At 47.0% G+C, this 16,620-nt stretch carries 16 protein-coding genes and 1 pseudogene; 8 read left to right on the top strand and 9 right to left on the bottom strand.

The features are described 5' to 3' along the window. Nucleotides 1-321: 321 nt before the first annotated feature. Both K3169_RS06935 and K3169_RS06940 read right to left on the bottom strand, forming a co-directional pair. Nucleotides 322-1,233, bottom strand: a complete 912-nt coding sequence (locus K3169_RS06935; protein ID WP_187602139.1) for a toll/interleukin-1 receptor domain-containing protein — start codon at nucleotides 1,231-1,233, stop codon at nucleotides 322-324. A 630-nt stretch (nucleotides 1,234-1,863) separates the two neighbouring features. After that, nucleotides 1,864-3,111 (bottom strand): DUF3800 domain-containing protein, encoded by a 1,248-nt coding sequence (locus K3169_RS06940; protein ID WP_262410209.1) that lies wholly within the window; start codon nucleotides 3,109-3,111, stop codon nucleotides 1,864-1,866. A gap of 409 nt (nucleotides 3,112-3,520) precedes the next feature. Between K3169_RS06940 and K3169_RS06945 the strand changes: the two genes are divergently transcribed. After that, nucleotides 3,521-3,853, top strand: coding sequence for a hypothetical protein (locus K3169_RS06945; RefSeq protein WP_187602138.1), 333 nt, complete (start codon nucleotides 3,521-3,523; stop codon nucleotides 3,851-3,853). 180 nt (nucleotides 3,854-4,033) lie between these two features. On the opposite strand, the gene K3169_RS06950 is transcribed toward K3169_RS06945, so the two are convergent. Further along, complete coding sequence (locus K3169_RS06950) at nucleotides 4,034-4,969, bottom strand: hypothetical protein (RefSeq protein WP_263270743.1); 936 nt, start codon at nucleotides 4,967-4,969, stop codon at nucleotides 4,034-4,036. A gap of 504 nt (nucleotides 4,970-5,473) precedes the next feature. On the opposite strand from K3169_RS06950, the gene K3169_RS06955 reads away from it, so the two are divergent. Next, a complete protein-coding gene (locus tag K3169_RS06955; RefSeq protein ID WP_187602136.1) occupies nucleotides 5,474-6,622 on the top strand; it encodes a hypothetical protein in 1,149 nt (382 codons plus the stop codon). A 260-nt stretch (nucleotides 6,623-6,882) separates the two neighbouring features. Here K3169_RS06955 and K3169_RS29700 read toward each other — a convergent pair whose 3' ends face one another. Then, nucleotides 6,883-7,203 (bottom strand): helix-turn-helix domain-containing protein, encoded by a 321-nt coding sequence (locus K3169_RS29700; RefSeq protein WP_411567028.1) that lies wholly within the window; start codon nucleotides 7,201-7,203, stop codon nucleotides 6,883-6,885. Nucleotides 7,204-7,373: 170 nt separating this feature from the next. Between K3169_RS29700 and K3169_RS06960 the strand changes: the two genes are divergently transcribed. From K3169_RS06960 to K3169_RS06970, 3 genes are all read left to right on the top strand, one after another. Continuing rightward, nucleotides 7,374-7,952 (top strand): hypothetical protein, encoded by a 579-nt coding sequence (locus K3169_RS06960; RefSeq protein WP_263270744.1) that lies wholly within the window; start codon nucleotides 7,374-7,376, stop codon nucleotides 7,950-7,952. A gap of 66 nt (nucleotides 7,953-8,018) precedes the next feature. After that, nucleotides 8,019-8,387, top strand: coding sequence for a hypothetical protein (locus K3169_RS06965; RefSeq protein WP_187602133.1), 369 nt, complete (start codon nucleotides 8,019-8,021; stop codon nucleotides 8,385-8,387). A gap of 53 nt (nucleotides 8,388-8,440) precedes the next feature. Further along, the gene (locus tag K3169_RS06970) at nucleotides 8,441-8,956 is read left to right on the top strand and encodes a hypothetical protein (protein ID WP_187602132.1); all 516 of its coding nucleotides are present in this window, start codon (nucleotides 8,441-8,443) and stop codon (nucleotides 8,954-8,956) included. 81 nt (nucleotides 8,957-9,037) lie between these two features. Here K3169_RS06970 and K3169_RS06975 read toward each other — a convergent pair whose 3' ends face one another. From K3169_RS06975 to K3169_RS06995, 5 genes and pseudogenes are all read right to left on the bottom strand, one after another. After that, nucleotides 9,038-11,023: an AAA family ATPase gene (locus K3169_RS06975; RefSeq protein WP_187602131.1), complete on the bottom strand. Its 1,986-nt coding sequence runs from the start codon at nucleotides 11,021-11,023 to the stop codon at nucleotides 9,038-9,040. A 2-nt stretch (nucleotides 11,024-11,025) separates the two neighbouring features. Continuing rightward, a complete protein-coding gene (locus tag K3169_RS06980) occupies nucleotides 11,026-11,598 on the bottom strand; it encodes an ABC-three component system middle component 4 (protein WP_222944659.1) in 573 nt (190 codons plus the stop codon). Beyond that, complete coding sequence (locus K3169_RS06985) at nucleotides 11,595-12,806, bottom strand: ABC-three component system protein (protein WP_187602130.1); 1,212 nt, start codon at nucleotides 12,804-12,806, stop codon at nucleotides 11,595-11,597. Before K3169_RS06985 ends, K3169_RS06980 begins: the two co-directional genes overlap by 4 nt. Before the next feature lie 372 nt (nucleotides 12,807-13,178). Further along, nucleotides 13,179-13,919: pseudogene (locus tag K3169_RS06990) on the bottom strand (glutamate synthase-related protein); the annotation flags it as partial. A gap of 203 nt (nucleotides 13,920-14,122) precedes the next feature. Continuing rightward, the gene (locus tag K3169_RS06995) at nucleotides 14,123-14,488 is read right to left on the bottom strand and encodes a hypothetical protein (RefSeq protein WP_027899812.1); all 366 of its coding nucleotides are present in this window, start codon (nucleotides 14,486-14,488) and stop codon (nucleotides 14,123-14,125) included. Nucleotides 14,489-14,683: 195 nt separating this feature from the next. Between K3169_RS06995 and K3169_RS07000 the strand changes: the two genes are divergently transcribed. The 3 genes from K3169_RS07000 (at nucleotide 14,684) to K3169_RS07010 (ending at nucleotide 16,617) form a co-directional block, all read left to right on the top strand. Continuing rightward, the gene (locus K3169_RS07000) at nucleotides 14,684-14,965 is read left to right on the top strand and encodes a type B 50S ribosomal protein L31 (RefSeq protein WP_027899813.1); all 282 of its coding nucleotides are present in this window, start codon (nucleotides 14,684-14,686) and stop codon (nucleotides 14,963-14,965) included. Between the two features lie 156 nt (nucleotides 14,966-15,121). After that, nucleotides 15,122-16,213 carry a D-alanine--D-alanine ligase gene (gene ddlA / locus K3169_RS07005; RefSeq protein ID WP_263270749.1) on the top strand — a complete coding sequence of 364 codons (1,092 nt, stop codon included), beginning with the start codon at nucleotides 15,122-15,124 and terminating at the stop codon, nucleotides 16,211-16,213. Further along, the gene (locus tag K3169_RS07010) at nucleotides 16,210-16,617 is read left to right on the top strand and encodes an NUDIX hydrolase (protein ID WP_263270751.1); all 408 of its coding nucleotides are present in this window, start codon (nucleotides 16,210-16,212) and stop codon (nucleotides 16,615-16,617) included. The genes ddlA and K3169_RS07010 overlap by 4 nt, the downstream gene beginning before the upstream one ends. Nucleotides 16,618-16,620: the final 3 nt, after the last annotated feature.

Raw genomic sequence — 16,620 nt, forward strand, 5'->3', positions numbered from 1 at the left:
CTCTGTATGCCAGTAAACATCTCCTTGATGCGTTTTGGTAGCTCCATTTGATCAGATGCTGGCCTTTCCGAGATGCCGTGGACGACCCACAGTGGCCGCGTGGATATTTAAGCTTGATCGGCTTGGCAATTGGTGTTCTTACTACCAAGCAGATGGGTATGAGTACATAGAAATTTGGGCAGAAATACGTCTGCCTTCGACGAGCCTTAAACTATGCGAGGCTAGACGGTGCAAGGCGTTTGCCCGTTACGCGAAAAGCGGCCATTGGGGGGCAGGCGGTCTGCTTTCCGTACAGATGTCTGTTTCTATTGTAAAGGATGGCTACAAGAACGGGTTCTGCCCCAATGGTGGAATCGGAGTCGGAACGTTATGCAGGTCCCTGACCAGGGCATCAAACTGCGCAGGGTAGTTAGGGCCAGGAGTCAGATCAAATCTCAACCGGCCGCCTAGCTCAGGGGGAACCTGCGTTTGGGGTCCTGATTGGCGCACTATCGGAATGAACTTGTTGGTCCCTACATTTCTCATCAGTTCCCCTGTGACCATGGAGTGCTCATATCCCACCCCACCTTGTCTCGCGATTGCTCGTTGATAGTACCCGTCTGTACAGATGACCAGCACCCGATCCGCTTCTCGAAGAGAACGTTCCATGAATGCTGCAAGGTCTTCTCCACCACGAACGTGCCATTGATCGAGAATTGCATCTATCCCATTGGAGCGCAGCGTTGCGGCTAGATGAGCAACCCACTGGCGGTGCTCTGGCGAATCCCAAGAGTATGAGACGAAAACCTTCGGCGGCCTCGGCTGCGGTAGCAATTGGGCGTTCCCCAATAGATTACTCGCGGCAAGGGCGGTGGGTAGATCTACATCTTTGAGGGCCCAATGGGTGCGGCAATGCTCTAGACTACGCGCATTGATATCAAGCTCCGCATAGATTGTGCTAAGCAACCTCTGTGGGATCGGTGGAATATGCGGATCTATCGCCAGTGTGATTCGAAGTGCATTCTGCAATTGCTGAACTTCTGTAACACGGCCAACCTTTGCTGGCTGGTTGCGAAACTCTTCGTAAGCAAATAGAGCGGGTATTTGTATGAGATGCTGGAGTGCATCTGGGCTTAGGTCTCTATACCTATCCCTGATCGTGGGCACGGTATGTTCGAGAAATCGATCTCTGCCGATGGTCCAGGTAGGACTGTTCCAGTCGTCTTCACCAGCAGTCATCAACAGGTTATACATGCAGGACATCCCTGGCCCAATGGGCACATCAAATGGACGGCAACGATCAAAACAGCCGATGGTCACTTTGACATCCCTGAGTAATTTTCTCCAGAGCAAAGCGCGTTTGTCACTTTAGTCCTACTAGGGTGGTCGAGCGTCCGTAACGTCACGCGTGGTACCCGATACCGATCTGAAGGATGTTTAGAGAGAGTGTCAGGATGAATTGAATCTTCTAATGGCAATTTTTTTCACAGTTGTGGCTAGGCTGCATCGGCCGAATGAGCCAAGCTGAAGCGCCCATTCAGCATGGGGATTTGCGGAAGTTCGCATTATCTATCTGAGGGTTGAGAGTTTTAGTGGTTTGAAGATCGGCTGATCTCATTTTTGAAGAGCACACTCTGTTGGTAGGGGCAATAATCCGGAGCTTAACTCCTGTCTAATGCCCGGTGCTCAGCTCTGATTGTTGGCCGACCTCACTACTGTTTGGCTAAACCTTGAGCGTGCCGCAAAAGTTGCTGATCGGCAAATCAGCTTTCGATGGCCAGCAACTTTGTGCTTCAGTTACTTGGGGCACTGGCGCGGAGGCACATATCGGTCCCTTTGGATACCTTAAGCCGTATTCTTCGACTCTTGCGCCGCAATGCACTATTAACTTTTTGCAATGTCAGGATTTGGCACTGCATTGTGCAGAAAGAATGGTATATGGTTTGCTGCATTTAAGCCGCCATTATGAATTGTTCCAAGATCCTCCGGAGTTACATCCATAGTAGGCCAGATTTTGTTATGGCCAACAAACCTGTCTAGATCGAGCTTGTTTAACTCTGCGAATAGATAGTCCTGAGATTCCCCTCGACTAACTCCGGAAGCCCAATATGAGAAAGAGCTGGCTATAATGTCGGATACTTGTAGCTGTAAATATTGCTCTGAACTTGAAAAGGTTAATGATTTTCCCTTTATGGGAAGATTTATTTTTCTTCGGTCGTAGCCTAATTCTACCTCGCTCTGCGTCCAGTCCATAAATAGAGCAAACAAGGCTCTTTCTTTTTCGATACTATGAGAATCATCATGAATAATATGAAAACCCTTAGGGTATGAGTTGCCCCATAAGACGCAATGGCTGAAAAATGCGGGTATAGAAGGATCTAAAGAAGTCTTATCAATGCCTTCAAGTGCACCGTGTATACAATTCTTAGTGCTTAAAATTAGGTCAATATCTTCTTTGAATTTGTCGGAAGAAGATGAGTCTTTTACCTTTTCAACAATGGTATAGAAATTTTCGACATGCTCCTGCCCTTGCTCACGAATCATTACAACAAAAGATTTATACATACTCAGCACTAATTCTGGATCACAGAATGTCGGCAAGCAGTAATAGAGCATGTTTGATAAGGCTATATTTCTACCGTTTAGGTAAAGATCTTCGCCCATCAAATGCATCATATGTTCTACAAGGATGTCTACGATTTTTGTAGTTATCATGAAGTCTTTTAAAAAAATGTTGATTTTTACTTTCTTAGGGTTTATCAACTTACTTTTCATGAGCCTAATAATGCCGTCTTGTCCGGATTTCCTGCGTCGGAGATTCTTGAAATGAGCCTCATGAGGTGAATTAGAATCCACGAGGTCAATAAGCTGTTGAGCTTCTTTATTTGAGAACATGCAGCTAGCTAAGGTGAATACCGGTTGATTAAGGTCGAGAAGATTTGATCCCGTATTTCCTGACTCATCAAAGTAGACTGTTGGAATTTTTTGTTTTTCTCGTAAATCGATCAGCTTTAGCTGATTGATTTTTCTTTTTTTTTCAGCTTTCTTAGCACTGTTCTTCGCTTTACTATTTCTGCTCATATTTTCTCTAAGCCTAGCTCTAAATAGCCCGCAAATTGCTTGGTAGCGCATTCATGGGCTCTGTGGATAATATTTTTATTCTCTCTTTTGCACTTGGCTATACCGTGCATTTTAGCAGACAAGTGACCGTTGAGAGGAGCCGTGCACCATGGAACGGAAAGCAATTCTGTTCAATCAATCCCGGCAGTAGGCCAAGCATAGCTGCTCATTTGTCACCGCGCAGTCCAATGGGTAACTTCTTGCCGACTTTTGCCTTTCACGATGTGAAAAAAGACTGATATGGAGCGGTCGTATATGAGCGGTTTCTGCCTAATGGTAGCTATATTTGACGACAAGTGGCGAGTCTTGTGTGCCACAGAGTCAAGGATGTTTAGAGTTCTTTCAGCGGTAAGATATTACAGGCGTCGGCCGAGATGATAGAGTAGGGTAAACGTCTAAACACATCCCCATGAGACATAGCATGAATACAGGATTGACGGAAAATGAGATGCGTCGAGCGTTATTCGGTAGCGGTGAGACTTCTACGCCGGTTACCTCTGATGCGGGAGAAGTGCTCCCGGATGTGGTGATAGTGCCGCCAATAAAGACGGTGGCGAGAAAAAAAGTTGCAAAAGCCTTCACTCCTAGGTTGAGTGTCACTCTCCGGGTGGGAAATGAGTTTGAAGGCGTAACGCACGAGATAATCCATGACGCCGATACGTTGAGCACCCTACTGGCACAGCAAGAAGCCACGAAATTGGCGAAGAAAAAATTTAGATATGTGGAAGTGATATCGATCAAATCGATGCAATAGCTGTCTCACTAATCTTGCGCTACAATAAAGACCAGTCTTGGAGTTTCATGACTATGCCAAAACTGACTTAGGGGCTGTGGTGTAGTAGTCTTTATATCGGCACTTATGTTTTCGAGAGTTCATAACTTCATTTCAATCTCGTAGAAAGTCCCTTGAAACAGCCCCTGAGTCTAGATATTCTTATCCGTTAATATGGTCACCAAATAATCGGAAGTATGCTGTATTGTTTTTTCTGAAATTAATTGCTATTGGGCCATTTAAAATTATTGGCGAATTTGGTGTATGAAGTAGAATAAAAGTTATCTCATAGAACAGTAAAAACATAAACCAACAGTGTGCGTAAGTAGTTATCGACGCTGTACTACTTCTAAACGGCGCAATGGATTTGGCATGAGCGCGATCGTTTCGAAACGCATAACCGAGGCCACTGACTAAAAAAAACAGCACCTCCGACTTTGTCAGCTGAACAAATGAAGAATTCAGTGAAACTTTTTCTAGTCTGATAATTCTACGTATCAAAGAAGCACCATTTCGACGATCCTGCATATTTGCATAGTCATAATTCTGTGACAAAAATTCTAAAACAGTTTGGAGCGAGGTGCTAATAACTGGAGGATTTCCAGTTGAAAAAAGCAGGCGTTTTGCATAGCTAGACAATGAATTTTGCTGGGCACCTGTAAAACTGTATGGGCCAGACTCGCATATTCTTTTCAATAAGTATTCGCAGGTTTGAAACGGAATTTTTTCAGTTAGCTCAAAAAAAGCATCTGAAACATCTTCCTCTAATGAAAAGAATCCATCGACTGTGGGGCAAACGGTATTTCTAAGCTCATTAGTAATATTGCCTTGACCTCCGATTGCATGCGATGTCAAATATTCAAAACTTCGCCAAATCCAATCAAATGCATGATCCGGCCTAAGCGGCAAACTATCTAGAGCATCCAGCATATAGGAAACACAGACATGCAGGTGTTTGTCGTTCGTGTCTGGAAGTTCATATGGGAAAAATAGTTCGGATAGCTCTATATCGCCAAGCCTAACCTTAAATTTTTCTTCAGCATCAGACACCAATGTTTGTGGCCACAAATTGAATTGGTCAATACGGCGCTTTTTCATGACGAATCTCTCCCTAGAATATAAAAAAACTAGCGCAGCATGCCTTTAGGGCGCTAATTCCAAATGCAAAAAAAATAATTTGACTAGCATATTTATTGCGACCTTGAATTGGTTGCGGCTGTATGGCGAGAAGCTACCGAATTGCCAGCATTCTGTCCACCAGTTGCTTTCGGCGGAAGCAAAGTGAATGTCTTTTTATGGCCGATGCCGGTCCGTTACGAGACGCCGAAAACGACCGATTGGAGCATTCCGAGAAATCGATGCCTCAATATCGCGGTCCTTCTCGTTGTGGCGTATGCTGAGATAAGCCACTGAGCAGACCACTCCCGGCAGTGTTTAGTAGAAATAAAGCCCGTAGCACATGCAGCTCCCTTCGGGGTGTGTTTCGAGCATTCGTAGCTAACGTACTTAATAGGTCATGCGAATGCTATCCAGCCCAACTGGTGAAGCACATGTATGCCTGGACAAGCCTTTGTCCGGGAAAGCCGAATTTGGAGTCTATGAATGAGCAGAACCATCATTACCGGCCCGTCTTTCGACGCGCTTTCATTTTTCAAAAGTACTTCGCTTGGCAGCCTTCACTCCCGTCAATGGCAAGAGCTTTTTGCTGCCTGCCTTGGATTCAACACTCTAGCTGCTGCAATCAGTTACGAGAAAGATGCTGGCACATGCATGGACGACATGACCCGCTCCGCAGCGATCATCCTCGATCCATCACAAGCGTTCACATGGCTCGTGCGAAAAGGCATAGAGGTCAATCACGAAGACCTCTGTCTTATCACTCGTTTTCTGAACGAGTATTGGTCCCGAAAATGTGATCAGTCGCCAAAATTTTATTGGTCCATCCGCGACTACCTTGACGTGATTGGGATGAAGATCGCAGAAAGGACTAGCGTAAGCCTGGCTCTCTTTGTTCAGGCATCTTCCGTACCTGAGCTACCTTCGGGTCCAATGCGTCCAATGCACTCATTGTTCCTTCAAGGGAAGACTAGATGTATCGATTTTCCGCTGGCGCTTCACGAAGAGATGGGATCACCTGAGGCCGAAATCGTAACAGGGAAAGCTAACGTCACGTTCAACTGGCCAAGAGGATTGACGCTACATTCGGTTCGAGCTGCGTGCGAAGCTGAAGAAGCCACTGATATTAGCCCTTTCTCATGGGATCATTTCATCGCAATCGGGACGGAGCGAGTAGTTAAAGCGGGCGGCATAGCCTACCAACAGATTTTCGCACGCCCAACTCTGACAGTTGGGTATCCTGTGGTCACAATGGCTCGTGGACCAGTTGTAATGTGGGAAGAGGCTGTGCCAACTTCTGAGCTAGGTGGTGTGATACTAGATTTAGCTCTTAGTTATATCGGCAGGCGGTTTGATCGAGTGATGCTTCATTTCAACGGCGGGCTGATGCCCGATCACATACAAGCGCACACTCGCGAAGGTCGCCAAATCCAATGGAGTCCATCCCGTGACCGTAATCAGGCAGCAATGTTGCTGAACGTCCCGTCTGAAGAGTTAGTTGGAACCGACTGGGGGCAGTTGCTGCGGGATCTTGTTTTAGTAACGGTCGGCCCTGGAATCGAGGTGCCCTATTATGGCTACCAATCCGATCTGGAAGCTCGGCGGGAGCAGCTTGAGAAAGGACAAGAGGTTTGACCCTTAACTTGTATTGAAGGCATGTAAACAAAGCTTTCGGATCGGTGAACATGCCCCAGACTTCGAAATGCAAGGCGCCACATGATGGCGCCTCCTTCGATAGTGAATACCTGCGCAAATCCGACTCTTGGGCGACTCCGCAGCTCTCATCAAACCCGGTAGCAATGTGCAGAGTTTGCACATTGCTACCGATCTGCACTGACAGCCTCCAATGATCGGAGGTGTCTTATGCATCTGGCTTAACATAATTTAGCTATTGTTCACTTAAACTCATCTATTTCCTGCCCTACACGGTGTAGCAGCTCAGCTGCTTCTAGTGTTACGTCATCTCTAGCTGCCGCGAGAATAAGCACGGTAGGTAACTCGACCCCGATATGAGCGCAGATTCCACGTAGGACTGTCAGTGAGGGCGCGCGCTTTCCGAATTCCAGGTCGCTTAGATACTGAGCTGAAACCACTCCGTCAAAATGTGCCTGCGTCCATCCTCGTCTGATTCTTAAATCTCTGAGTACAGATCCCAGTGATGACTCGAAACTCATGACATGCCCGCCAAAAAAATCAGCTGGCATTAGACGAAGCATGCAGGTATTTTGGAATCAACGATAGGCGATGATAAGATATATCTTATAGGGTATTTTCGTCTTTCTAGGTTACGTCCAGATGCTAGGAGGGTCGTTGCGCACCCCCTCTAGGCTGCGGATGGAAGATGGGACGTGAGTTCTTGTGTGCTAGAAATTAAGGAGTGAAAGCGATGAATGACTACGTTCGAGATGCAATTGTGAAGCTCAAGGGGGACGCCGTAGGTGTTGAATTTACAGGGTTCGTCTCCAACGCTCGTCTGCCCAGCCCACCCGCACTCGAAGGTGAAATTTGGCATCACATTCACGCAGATACCTCTGGACGGTACGCTGACGGCCACAGGATAAAGACATCCCCTATTGTAGAAATTCATGCTGTTGGCAACAGTTTATGGGTCGAAACAGAGGCCCACAGTCGCTACGGAATTCTGTCATTCGCTCCACTCGGATGGATATATTTTAGTCGTATGTATCGAACAACTGACCGACTTGATCCTATGCCCGATGGAACCCCGATATTCGATATGAGCCATTTAGTGGCCGATTCGAGGATGCTGGAACCCGGCATTTCAAAGAGGTTTTTAGAAAGACGAGTTAAGCCTGAGTGCACGATTTCGAAGTTCAAGTCTAGGGTAAAGCAACATCTCCGCCCTGCGCTGGATCAGGATTACCTAACGCGCATGAACGATCATGCCGAAGAATGTAGAGAGGTACTGAAGCGCGGCGGTGTACGGTTGATAAATCATGAGTGATTTTGCTTCGCTGCGTTTAAGCCATCTCATCGCACTTATTAGGATTATCTTCTAGGAAACTAATCGATGCATGCTAAACATATTTCTGACCTTCTAGAGCGTTTTCCTGACGCATTCGCCGTCCCTGCTGAAAGTTTAGAGTGTGGTGATGGATGGTATTCAATTCTCGAAACGCTATGCTCGTGCTTGAGCAATTTAAACCAGGGCGAAACGCAACAACCTGTGCTCCTGCATAATTTCAAAGAAAAATTTGGAAAGCTTCGAATATCGGTACATAGCAGTAATCCAGAAGTCCGTGCTTGGATTTATTTTGCAGAGTCACTCTCTACTCGCACGTGCGAAATTTGTGGTTTGCGTGGAAGATTGATTTTTCTTGATGGCTGGCAGCGAGTTCGCTGTCCGGATCATTTTTATATTCCTAGTTATGAATGTTAACAGTATTAACGCTATTCTAAACTAGCCATAGAGTAACAAGAGTCGACGGGGGTATGATGCTTTTTCCAGTTAAGATGATCATGGCAAATGATCCAGCTGTCTCGATATACGCTAAAGCCTTTCTTGAAAGTCATAATGTTCGTCCGAATTCACCTGTGCCGTTGTATGTTTTGAAATCTTTGATTTCTTCTCCGCGCTTATTCGATGTGTATTGGGATGATTTTAATTCAGCAAATTGCGCCATTGCAGGCGATACTTTTTTAGATCGGTTTACTATGCTTGCAGATAGCAAGCAGAAGACATATGCGATCTCGTTTGAACAATGGACTATTTTACGAGGCAACCATAAAGATCATCAGGACTTTGACGCCGGGAATCGCGACGTCTTAAAGATTCAAGTCTGGCCTTTCGAGCCGCAATCTTTAAGTGCAGAGCAGATGCTGCTTGCGGTCGCAGTATCATATTCAGATGTTGAGTTGTTGGATGAGCCACGTTTATGCGGAGCCTTAAATATGCTCCTTTCAGATTATAATGTGGAGTGTTATTGGGAAAACCGAATTTATGGATAGTCTTCTAAATATCGGAATGTGCTTTCAATAAATATATTCTTCCGGAGGTGATACGATGATCACCTCCGAGGTATCTATGTTTTAATTATTTGGTTCTTGTTCAATGTCGTCTATCAATCCCACGTCTAGGCCATTTTCTCCAGTAGAACTATAGTGTGCAACAATGTAGGCTTTATACCTATTAACAAATGTGTCAGGCACGTCGTTGTCTACCAGGATTATCTGACATGGGACTTCTTTTTCCTCGGCCCTGGTCGCCACACTGAGCAGATACTCATAAATGTTTTGGTATTTCAATGGGTCAGAAATACCTTCGCGGGTATCTTCCTGCACGTTCGTCTGATCTTGATATTTCTCTTTAGTCGTTTTGCCCAAGTATTTGCCTACAGTGTCTATCATCAGAAGTCTAGGGTGGTTTATTTCTGCGTCAATAGCATACTCTAAAAGAGAAATCATAAAGCCGACGGAAGATATTGTTCTAAGTCCACCTGATGTTATGTTCAGATAATCGCGATTACGGATAATGGGGGCAAAACTTTTAGGGCTGATGCTAATCCCTTCTTGCCTCTTAATATTTACTTTTTTAAGATATTTGCTGAGGTAATCTGCGAGAGTTTCCAAAACTTCGGCAATACTTGGGGCTGTCTCTCTAAGTTCAGAGAGACGCTCGTTTAATTGCTTAATTGCAAGATTCAGATTTTCATAGGTGTCATGAATTTTTTGCTGCTGATTTCTAACGCGTATGTTATTAACTAGATAGTCGCGGGCTTTTTTGTTGGACGCGATTTCCTTAACCAGAGTATCTCGTTGCGTGAGATACGGCGTAATCATTGCTTGGCTTTCGGTGTCTAACATTTCTCTAGCGCGAGAAAGGTCAGAGTTGTATGCCGCTTGGTCTTTAGCTAAATCACGCGATTTAGATGACAGTTCATCAATAAGCGATTGTATACTTTTCTTTTTTTTCTGAATGGAATTCAGTTCATCTGATAAAGTGTCTCTGTTAACCGCTTGAAAGCTTTCACTTGCTTGCGTTGGCTCAATCGGCGTGTCGCAGACAGGGCAGGGGTTAGCCTGCGTTGTAGCTTGACCGATTCTAGTCTGCGCATGAATGATGCTATGTATTTTTTCAATGTCATTTTCATAGTCATTCTTCAATCGCGAGTACTTTTCTATTTGTGCCCTCGTCTTCACGATTTCCTGTGTTGCGTGTTTTTCATTCAATGATAGTTCGTTGAAAATAGCTTTAAGTTCAGTGTGATTTTGAGAGCTGGCGACCATAGAGTCATTGATTTTTTTAAATTCGACTTCAAGTCCATCTATTGTTTCATCTATTTTTGTAATCGAATCATCAATAGAGGTTTGGCTGTCGTAACCTGTTTCTCTCAAGAATTCAGAGACCGAAGTATACTTGTTAAGAAGTTGCTTGCTTTCGCGACTGCGTTCGGCGATCTGCACCTCTAGTTCTGAAATACTTGAGTCCAAAACATTAAAAATGTACTTGATGACTTCACGATTACTAGTGGATTTTATCCAATTGTTTAGATCTAGGAAGCTTTTGCTTCCGACATCGTCTTGGTTGATGTACACATATTTGAAGAGGTTTCGAAAGCTCAGTCGCTTTACTTCAGAGTCTACTTTGGATGGTGAAACCTTAATTTTTACCTTTGGGAAGCCTAAGCTATCAAGTAAGAAATCAGAAAAAAAACCATCTGGAGCTTGGGTGTCAGTGAAATTGGGTGAATATTTTTTTGGAAAAAAATTTCCGCATTTCTCGAATACGCATGGATAAACTTCTATGTATTCTTTCGGGTCATAGATGTTACGCTTTATCGTCAGAGATATCCCATTTATTTCTAGCTCAAGAGCAGCATATTCAATGGAGGTTCTTACTTCATCTGATAGTTCAATGCTACTGGCGCCGAGTAAGTAGTTTATAAACTCTAATATGCTTGATTTACCCGTGTCAGAATCACCATAAATAATGTTCACGCCTGGGAAAAATGGGATTGAGTATGTTTTTCTATAACCGACAAGATTGAGGCCGCTAATACTGATGTGAGATTTCAATTTCAATTCCTTTTGAAAGCTTCATTTAGGTATGAATGAAGTTTGCTAGTTGTTTGCGTTTGCAAAGCTGAGAGGCTCTCTATTACCTCTATGGCTGAGGCGAAGTAGTTTTGGCAATCTTTATCGAGAGAGGGCGGTTGCGAAGGCGTCAATGCTTCACCCGAGGTCGAGTAAATCAAACTTTCTACAAAAGAACTTCCTACCGGGTTCAATAAGTATTTTATTGAGCTAGGGTCTGTTTTTTCATCACATGCCAACATTCCCCGCGCCGCTAACTCTTTGATTAGAGCTTTAAGCTTTGATCGGTTGAAAAGAATATCCACATTTGTTGATAAGCTCTCAATGGTGTAAGTATATTGGGAGTTGATTGGTGCAAATTTTTTGCCTGCTAATCTAAGTACTTCGTTTATCTTTGATGGGTTTTTCGTAAGATAGATGAAAACTTGGATTTTTTCAAAGTCCAGCACTGCGTTTTTCTTAGATGTCAGACCTAGCTTATAAATTATGAGTGCTAGCAATGAATAGTTTAGTGAGAAGTCATCGTCTATCAATAAATAGGGCAGCGCTTGGTTCATTGTTGTGGGCCTCTTTTCGCCACTACATCCTCAATGGAAGTATTCGCGGACCATACAATGTCGATATCTTCCTTGTTAGCAAGTTGATGAATCATGCCCTTTTTGTGGACACCATCTAATTCTGCTAACAATGTCTTGAGGTATGACCCATCTTCGCTCATTATTTTTGCGTGGACGCGTTGCACGAACTGGTCTGGAGTGGTCTTGTTCGCAATGTGGTGTTCGTGCTCTTGGCGATAAATCTCTCTTACCTTTCCGTACAGTACGCTTAGAAGTTTTTTGTCGTGGTCGCTAGTAAATAGCTTTCTGGCTTCTTCTGCGTTAAAGAAGTATCCCTTTGCGTTGCCCGTAATGCCTTCATGTACGTCAGCTATGACCATCTTTAGCACAAAAAAATGGTCATCATATTGATTGTTATCTTTGAAGTCTCGTACTGCAAGAGGGGCTTTATATGCTGCTTCAAATTCTAAAATATACTTAACTACCGCTTTGTAGACTGTTTCTTCTTGACTTTTGGGTTTGCAGATACTGGTGTGATCTTCATCTACTGCTCTTGAGTCTTTTTTCAAACTTTCAATTGCTAAAGCACTTTTCTTGTCAACAAATTTGTCATGCGCACCGTAGATGTATTTTGTAGGTGGTGGGGAAGACGTGTTTATCCAGTCGCGGCTGAATTGGTAGACAGCATCGCTTAAGACATTCAGATCACTGAGTTGAACGTTAGAGGAGATAAAAGACGCCATGTTTGCTATTTTTGCCCCTGTGTGGGGGACTGCAAGCGAAATAAACCCTTTAACCGCTGTCGACTGGGTTTCCTCTAGCTGGCCAAGAATACATGCTTTTGATATCAGGCCACCCATGCTGTGTGCTATGACGATGACTTTTTCGTAATCACTGAGGTTGACTTCAAATTCTGTGCGTAGCAGTTGAGCGATTTCAGTGATTGGAAGATTTGTTCTAATGCTCTTTCTTGAGCTGAACAGACGAGCAAATATGCCTTTGGTAACACCATACGTTGTGGTGAATGTTGTGAAATAATTGAAACATCCTATATCGTAACGGTCGCTTAGTTGTGGGTCGACCGCTAAGAGACTTGGAAATGAGATATTTTCGTCAAAAGACCAAGTTTCTTGGCCTCCTTTTAGTCCGTGCACGAAAATCACCGCGTTGGGTTTTTTCTCTTTTTTTACCCATGTGATCATGCTCATTTGGATTTCCCTTTCCTTAGTGGACCGCTGCTGTAGCCTCGAAAGGCGACGCAAGTCGACAGATTGATTGTGTTCTGCTGATGCTTTAGCAGGGCTGCGCCAACACGCCACTGGCCAAGCGAAGTCGCGAGCATAGAGCTTTTTGGGGGCGAATTGCCATTAGGTCGTCAAGCCGATATCTCATTGGTCGCTAGGGCGGAAAGAGAGTGCTAAAGATACGTGATCCCATGACGTCAACACTTTGAGTGATGGGGAGTTGGGTAGTGTTGACCTGTCTTGTGACGCTTTTGTTATGTATTTTCTATATTAATCAAATGGATGCGATAGGTTTTTGCTCGCAGACCTTAGGTCAACATCCTGCCCATATAACTTTTGGCTCAACTTGATTTCTATCATCCGGACTTGCGGATCCTGTGCTTGCGTGGCGAAGCGTTGCGGATCGAAACGGCCATCTGCCGTCCTGCAACCGAAATAACCGCTGCCCAATTCCCAGGTCAGATCGCCGCCGTATTCCCGATGATAAGGGCTGATGCTGCCTTCACCCGTGTCATGGGCAAAATTGCCAAGCTTGGCGCCTTTGTTTAGCGCACGAATGGCATTGGCGCTGAGCGAACCAAAGCTCATCGCCGAAATGTTGAATATCGAGGCCGAGTAAGGCTGCGTGCATTGCGGGCCGCCGACGGTGACCCGGAACGCATTCGGATCGCTCAGTGGGGCGGGGCGCATGGAGTGGCTGATGAACTCGAAGCCGGTCTGGTAGACATCAATCAACGTGCCGAAAGGCTTGTCCGCTGATTCGTTCTTGGCGCGGGAATACACCAGCGAACGTTGTGCGCGGGAGAAGGGCAGGGCGTCGCTGTCGGATTCCAGCAGGTACTGACGGATCTCCGGGCGTATGGCTTCTACGGCGTAGCGAATGTTGCCGAGAATCGGGTAGTTACGACGCACCGAGTGAGGCGATTGCAGCAGATCGATGATCCCCACCAGCGACAGCAAGGCAGTCAGCAACGTAAATGGCCACAGCCATTCGTGATGCCAGAACGGCACGCTGAGCAGAGTAAAAAGCACACAACCAACGAAGAAGGCGTAACGACTGAGAATCGACAGACTCATACGGTTTCCTGGGGGCTAAGGACGGCGGTTTTTCGATCTGATTTTTTTGGGTGTTTCTGGCTCAGCGCTGTTCCTGCGGCGACAGTCGCTGTGGTCATTCAGCAGGTCGGGATTCAGAGGGCAGCAGGTCTTCTGTCTTCTGAAGACTATCGGCAGAATTGAGGATAGCTGAACGATAGGGATCAGCCGGGCAGGCGGCGAATTCAGTCCGTCAGAACCCAGGGTTTGATATGGCGAATGCGCTCGGCCATTTCGTAGACATCCTCTCGTCCTTCATGGCTGGTCCAGCGCAGATGTTCGATCAGCGCCTGTTCCCTGGGGTTTAGCGCGACGAAACCCAGCTCATCGGCTTTGCGCATGAAGGTATCGCGAGGTTGCGAGGGGGTACTGGCGGCGATCACTTCCTGCAGCGCGCTTTGTAGCATTGAGACATAGCCGACCAGCATCGACGGGTTGCACAGCACGTCGGTCTTGTTGACGTAGCCGTCAAGCAGACGCAGCGAATCCCTTGCTTCGATCAGGCGGCTGTAGGCGTGGGGGGAGATTTGGTAATGATCGGGTTGAGACATGGCTTGCTTCCATCCGGCCGGTGCGCCAGGAGACCAGTCCCGGACCGTTGATCCAGCAACGGCGGGTCGAACCTTAGCGGCTAGTGCCTACCTAATCAAGTTCACGAATGATGCAAGTCACGACAATCGATTTTGGTCTGAATAGGGTGATATGTTATGTTGTAACTCAAATTCACTCAGTGATTCGGAGACATCATGAAACCTGATATCCACCCTGCTTACCGTCAAGTGCTGTTCCATGACACGGCAGCTGATGTGTTCTTCCTGATCGGTTCGACCGTCGATACTGATCGCACGCAAAAACACAGCGATGGCGAAACCTATCCCTACGTAGCACTCGATGTGTCGAGCGCTTCACACCCGATGTACACCGGGCAACAACGTAAAACCACCACTGAAGGCCGAATTGCGGGCTTCAACAAGCGCTTTGCCACGTTTGGGTCTGGCGCGAAAAAAGACACCGCCGAAGCTGAATGATGCGGTTCTGTCTCACGGGATGGACGATCAGAACCTCCATTCCGTGAGATTTTTTTTGCCTTTTTTTGACTTCGACGACCATCTGCGCGCATCGCTACTGGACTAACGCGCGATTTTGCTTTTGACTCTGCGGCCTGAAAATCAGGAGTTGCCGCTTTGAAAAAGTCAGTCGCTATCCTCTTCGGAGGACAATCCAGCGAACACGAAGTCTCGCTGCAGTCAGCCAGGAACGTGATCAACGCGATTGATCGCGGCACCCATGATCTGACGTTGATTGGCATCGACAAGTCGGGCCGCTGGCTGTGCTTCGATGAAAGCGATTACCTGCGTAATGCCAACGATCCGGCAAAGATCAGCCTCAGTGCTTCGGGCAAGCGCCTGGCGTTGTTGCCGGGCAGTGCTGGCGGGCAGTTTGTCGATGTCGAGTCGGGTGTAGAACTGCCACGCATAGACGTCGTATTTCCCTTGATCCATGGCGCGTTCGGCGAAGACGGTTGTTTGCAGGGTCTGTTGCGCATGCTGGCGATTCCCTGCGTGGGGCCGGATGTGCTCGCCTCGGCGGCCTGCATGGACAAAGACGTGACCAAGCGCCTGCTGCGTGACGCCGGTATTGCCGTGGCTCCGTTCGTGGTGGTCAGTCATGGAGAGTCGGTAGAGTACGCGACAGTCGTCGCACAGCTTGGCTTGCCGATCTTCGTCAAACCAGCGAGTCAGGGCTCGTCGGTAGGTGTCAGCAAAGTTACTGATGAAGCCAGTTACAGCGCCGCGCTGAAACTGGCCTTCGAATACGACCACAAGGTGCTGATCGAAAAAGGCATTGTAGGTCGAGAAGTCGAATGCGCAGTGCTCGGCAACCGTCAGCCGCAAGTCAGTGTCTGCGGTGAAGTGATCGCCAACGACGAGTTCTATGCTTACGACACCAAATACCTGAACGGTGACCAGGCGCGCATCGCGATCCCTGCCGAACTGGCGTCCGATGTCAGCGACGAGGTGCGTCAAGTTGCGCTGCGTGCTTATCAAGTACTGGGCTGTGCCGGTCTGGCCCGGGTGGACTTCTTCGTCACTGAGGCGCGGGACATCATCATTAATGAAGTGAACACGATTCCCGGCTTCACCTCGATCAGCATGTACCCCAAGCTGTGGCAGGCCACGGACTTGTCCTACGCCGGTCTGATTGATCGTCTGATCGCGCTGGCACTGGAGCGTGCTGATGAAGCGCGTCAACTCAAGACCGAGATATTTTCATGAAACTGATTCATATCGCTGCAGCGTTGTTAATCGGGCCGGACGGACGGACCTTGCTGGTACGCAAGCGCGGCACCCAGGCGTTCATGCAGCCGGGTGGCAAGATCGACGCCGGTGAGTCCGCTGCCGAAGCGCTGGCGCGGGAGCTTGAGGAAGAGCTCGGGTTGCGGATCGATCCAGCCAAGGCGGGTTATCTCGGTTCTTTCGCGGCGCCTGCCGCTAACGAGCCAGGGTTCGAGGTGCGCTGCGAGCTGTTCGAAGTGCGCATCAATGTCGAGGTCTTTCCCGCTGCGGAGATCGAAGAAGTCGTCTGGATCAGCGCCGACAGCCACCCGGATCTCAATCTGGCACCGCTGACCCGGGACACCATCCTGCCGATCTACCGGGGCATGCTCGCCGAGGCCTGATCA

Source organism: Pseudomonas phytophila, from assembly GCF_025643095.1.
Lineage (GTDB): Bacteria > Pseudomonadota > Gammaproteobacteria > Pseudomonadales > Pseudomonadaceae > Aquipseudomonas > Aquipseudomonas quasicaspiana.

Excerpts from the sequence above, each read along its gene's own strand:
- K3169_RS06980 (WP_222944659.1), bottom strand. The coding sequence starts at position 11,598 with ATGAACCAAGCGCTGCCCTATTTATTGATAGACGATGACTTCTCACTA.
- K3169_RS06955 (WP_187602136.1), top strand. The coding sequence starts at position 5,474 with ATGAGCAGAACCATCATTACCGGCCCGTCTTTCGACGCGCTTTCATTT.
- K3169_RS06970 (WP_187602132.1), top strand. The coding sequence starts at position 8,441 with ATGATGCTTTTTCCAGTTAAGATGATCATGGCAAATGATCCAGCTGTC.
- K3169_RS06950 (WP_263270743.1), bottom strand. The coding sequence starts at position 4,969 with ATGAAAAAGCGCCGTATTGACCAATTCAATTTGTGGCCACAAACATTG.
- K3169_RS06945 (WP_187602138.1), top strand. The coding sequence starts at position 3,521 with ATGAATACAGGATTGACGGAAAATGAGATGCGTCGAGCGTTATTCGGT.
- K3169_RS06965 (WP_187602133.1), top strand. The coding sequence starts at position 8,019 with ATGCATGCTAAACATATTTCTGACCTTCTAGAGCGTTTTCCTGACGCA.
- K3169_RS29700 (WP_411567028.1), bottom strand. The coding sequence starts at position 7,203 with ATGCTTCGTCTAATGCCAGCTGATTTTTTTGGCGGGCATGTCATGAGT.
- K3169_RS06985 (WP_187602130.1), bottom strand. The coding sequence starts at position 12,806 with ATGAGCATGATCACATGGGTAAAAAAAGAGAAAAAACCCAACGCGGTG.
- K3169_RS06960 (WP_263270744.1), top strand. The coding sequence starts at position 7,374 with ATGAATGACTACGTTCGAGATGCAATTGTGAAGCTCAAGGGGGACGCC.
- K3169_RS06940 (WP_262410209.1), bottom strand. The coding sequence starts at position 3,111 with ATGCGCTACCAAGCAATTTGCGGGCTATTTAGAGCTAGGCTTAGAGAA.
- K3169_RS07000 (WP_027899813.1), top strand. The coding sequence starts at position 14,684 with ATGAAACCTGATATCCACCCTGCTTACCGTCAAGTGCTGTTCCATGAC.
- K3169_RS06935 (WP_187602139.1), bottom strand. The coding sequence starts at position 1,233 with ATGTATAACCTGTTGATGACTGCTGGTGAAGACGACTGGAACAGTCCT.
- K3169_RS06995 (WP_027899812.1), bottom strand. The coding sequence starts at position 14,488 with ATGTCTCAACCCGATCATTACCAAATCTCCCCCCACGCCTACAGCCGC.
- K3169_RS07010 (WP_263270751.1), top strand. The coding sequence starts at position 16,210 with ATGAAACTGATTCATATCGCTGCAGCGTTGTTAATCGGGCCGGACGGA.